Consider the following 3,269-nt stretch of genomic DNA (forward strand, 5'->3'; position numbering starts at 1 on the left):
GACAGGATGGTGAGTATGACTTCTTTGAATTAGAGCTATCAGTTTTTACCGCAATGGACGCTATGGAGGCGCAACGGGCGCAAGGGACTTCTTCAATTTCGCATACGCCATTGCGCACTTTGCACCTTCTTTACGCGCCGCAGGCCTTGGGAGCGTTATCTATGCTTACTCCATAATATTAGCCAGATCCGGGGAGCGTCATGCTACATTTTTACCCTGACGGCGCATTCGCTGTTGCGAAAGCCATTCTGTGGGACTCACACCTTCCACTTGCTTGAACAGGCGCGAGAAATAATTGAGACTACTGAAGCCACAATCAAAACACGCATTGGAAACAGAGCGGCCTTGATACAGCAAGAGTTGTTTGGCACGTTGCAAGCGCTCACGATTGATAAACTGTACCGGCGTTTCACCCAGTTCGCGCTGAAAAGCTCTGAAAAACTGTGCGCGCGACAAGCAGGCTTTATTGGCTAACTGATCTACCGAAAGTTGATCGGAGAGGTTCTTGCGGATGTACTGCACGACGTGGGCCAGGCGGTTACGGGTGCTCAATTTGTCGAGATTTCCCAGTAAAAAATGCCTTGCATGGGTCTGCATAAGACTGGCAATCAGCTCACGGGTAGTGTTGGAGGCCCGCATCTGCCTACCGTAGTCATTGTCAACCAACACCTTAATCAGCCGATTTAACCCGTCCTCTACCCGGGCATTGTTCATTAACAAAAAGTTATCCTTGCTCCATTCCCAGGCACCATTGTCTGTCTTCGGAAAAAATTCATTGAGCCAATTCATGGTATCTTTCACAAAGCCATTACTGATTTCAAGTGCCATACACTGTGTAGGGTGATTTACCGAGGCTTCGGGAAAATCAATGTACATAAGCTCTGAGGCCGGCATCACAATGGTTTGGCCAGGCACAAAACCAAACGGTGAGCGGTCATGAAGGTGCATTACCTTTTTTCCTTGAATCATACTCACTACCACGGGGTTGTCAAATTTCAGATCAAAATGCTTGGTTACGCGCTGGGTTTCAAAGACATTTAACACCGCATGGTCGGCAGGGTGTACCGTCTGATGTTCTACATCCGTTTGGGGTGCGCTGAAAATGCGGTGCTTCTCCTTGAGGTTTAATCCCGATAACATAGGCTAAATATAAGTAGGAAGTGCTGGATATTCCCAACCTTACATCAGGTTTTTATGCATTTTGATACGATTGTGCTAATGGACGCGACTAATGTGGAAGTAATTGCCGTTGAAGCTGAACACTTTTGTGGCGAACAAAAAACAATGTTATGACTACACAAACAACCAACGCGCCAAGCAGCACACAACTGGCGCGGCCCGAATTCAAAGAAAGGTATGACAATTACATAGGTGGCAAATTTGTAGCACCCGAGGGCGGAGAGTACTTTGAGGCCATTTCGCCCATTGACGGAAAACCTTTTACCAAAGTGGCTCGAAGCAAAGCAGCCGACATAGAACTGGCCATCAATGCGGCCGAAAAAGCTTTTAAAACATGGGGTAAATCAAGTGCAACCTATCGGAGCAACGTATTGCTTAAGGTAGCCGATCGCATTGAGGAAAACCTCGAATTTCTGGCTCGTGTAGAAACCATTGACAATGGCAAAGCCGTGCGCGAAACCATTCATGCAGACCTCGCCCTGGTGGTAGATCACTTCCGGTATTTTGCCGGTGTAATCCGTGCCGAGGAAGGCTCCGTTTCTGAGCACGATGAGTTCACTGTATCCATGAACATCAAAGAGCCACTTGGCGTAGTGGGACAAATTATTCCCTGGAACTTTCCGCTATTGATGGCTACCTGGAAAATTGCGCCCGCGCTGGCCGCAGGTTGCTGCACCATTGTTAAACCTGCCGAGCAAACTCCGGCCTCTATTATGGTGCTGATGGAGTTGATTGGCGACCTGATTCCCGAAGGGGTAATCAATGTGGTGAATGGTTTCGGGCCCGAAGCCGGAAAACCGCTCGCTCAATCACCCCGCATCCAGAAGGTGGCCTTCACCGGCGAAACCACCACGGGACGTCTCATTATGCAGTACGCGTCTGAAAACCTGAACCCCGTAACCATGGAACTCGGCGGTAAATCGCCCAATGTATTCTTCCCGTCAATCATGGATGCCGACGACGCATTTTTTGACAAATGTATTGAGGGTGCAGTACTCTTTGCACTCAACCAGGGTGAAGTGTGCACATGTCCGAGCCGCATGTTGGTGCATGAAAGCATCTATGATAAATTCATGGAGCGCGTGATTCAACGCACGGAAGCCATCAAAATGGGGCATCCGTTAGACACCACTACGATGATGGGTGCACAAGCATCCAAAGACCAGTTCGATAAAGTAATGAACTACATTGATATAGGAAAGCAAGAAGGTGCAGAAGTGCTTACAGGTGGCACCCCCGCCCAACTCAATAGTGGCCTTGAAACTGGCTACTACATCAAGCCTACGATTTTGAAAGGACACAACAAAATGCGTGTTTTTCAGGAGGAAATCTTTGGACCGGTAACCTCGGTTACTACCTTTAAAACCACCGAAGAAGCAATTGAAATTGCCAACGACACACTCTATGGCCTCGGTGCAGGAGTATGGAGCCGCGATGCCCACGAATTGTACCAGGTGCCCCGCGCCATTCAGGCCGGACGCGTATGGGTAAATTGCTACCACGCATACCCTGCGCATGCGCCCTTCGGCGGATATAAGCAATCGGGTTTTGGAAGAGAAAACCATTTAATGATGCTCAACCATTACCGGCAAAACAAGAACATGCTCATTTCTTACAACAAGAATAAGCTGGGTTTCTTTTAGGCCGTAAACCAAGTAAACATAGCTTCCCGATATGCCCCGTGCGTGTCGGGAAGTTTATCTTTTTCGCTGACATCATTCCTTTTTCCATGCCGCACCCAAGAATAGCTATTACCGAAGCCGCCAAAGACCTGATTGACACAATCAGAGCAGACCACGGCGAGCTTATGTTTCACCAAAGCGGCGGCTGTTGCGATGGCTCTACGCCCATGTGCTTTCAAAAGGGAGAATTCAAAACAGGCCCTTCAGATGTGCGGCTGGGTGAAATCTATGGCTGTGAATTTTTTATGAGTGCATCTCAGTTTGAGTATTGGAAGCATACCCACCTCACACTCGACTGCACAGAGGGCAGGGGATCCAGCTTCAGCCTGGACATCCCCTACGGCAAAAGGTTTTTGATTAAAAGCCGATTGTTTAGCAAGGAAGAAGCAGCAGACCTGCAACCGGTAA

Annotated in this window: 3 protein-coding genes; 2 read left to right on the plus strand and 1 reads right to left on the minus strand. The window is 48.6% G+C overall.

The annotated features are described in order from the left end of the window. Positions 1–198: 198 nt before the first annotated feature. Positions 199–1,140 carry an AraC family transcriptional regulator gene (locus EA392_13855; protein ID TVR36984.1) on the minus strand — a complete coding sequence of 314 codons (942 nt, stop codon included), beginning with the start codon at positions 1,138–1,140 and terminating at the stop codon, positions 199–201. Between the two features lie 149 nt (positions 1,141–1,289). Between EA392_13855 and EA392_13860 the strand changes: the two genes are divergently transcribed. Both EA392_13860 and EA392_13865 read left to right on the plus strand, forming a co-directional pair. Next, complete coding sequence (locus EA392_13860; GenBank protein TVR36985.1) at positions 1,290–2,822, plus strand: aldehyde dehydrogenase; 1,533 nt, start codon at positions 1,290–1,292, stop codon at positions 2,820–2,822. A gap of 86 nt (positions 2,823–2,908) precedes the next feature. After that, positions 2,909–3,269: DUF779 domain-containing protein (locus EA392_13865; GenBank protein ID TVR36986.1), on the plus strand; the 361-nt coding region annotated here is incomplete at its 3' end.

This window comes from Cryomorphaceae bacterium (assembly GCA_007695365.1).
Taxonomy (GTDB): Bacteria; Bacteroidota; Bacteroidia; order Flavobacteriales_D; family SKUL01; genus SKUL01.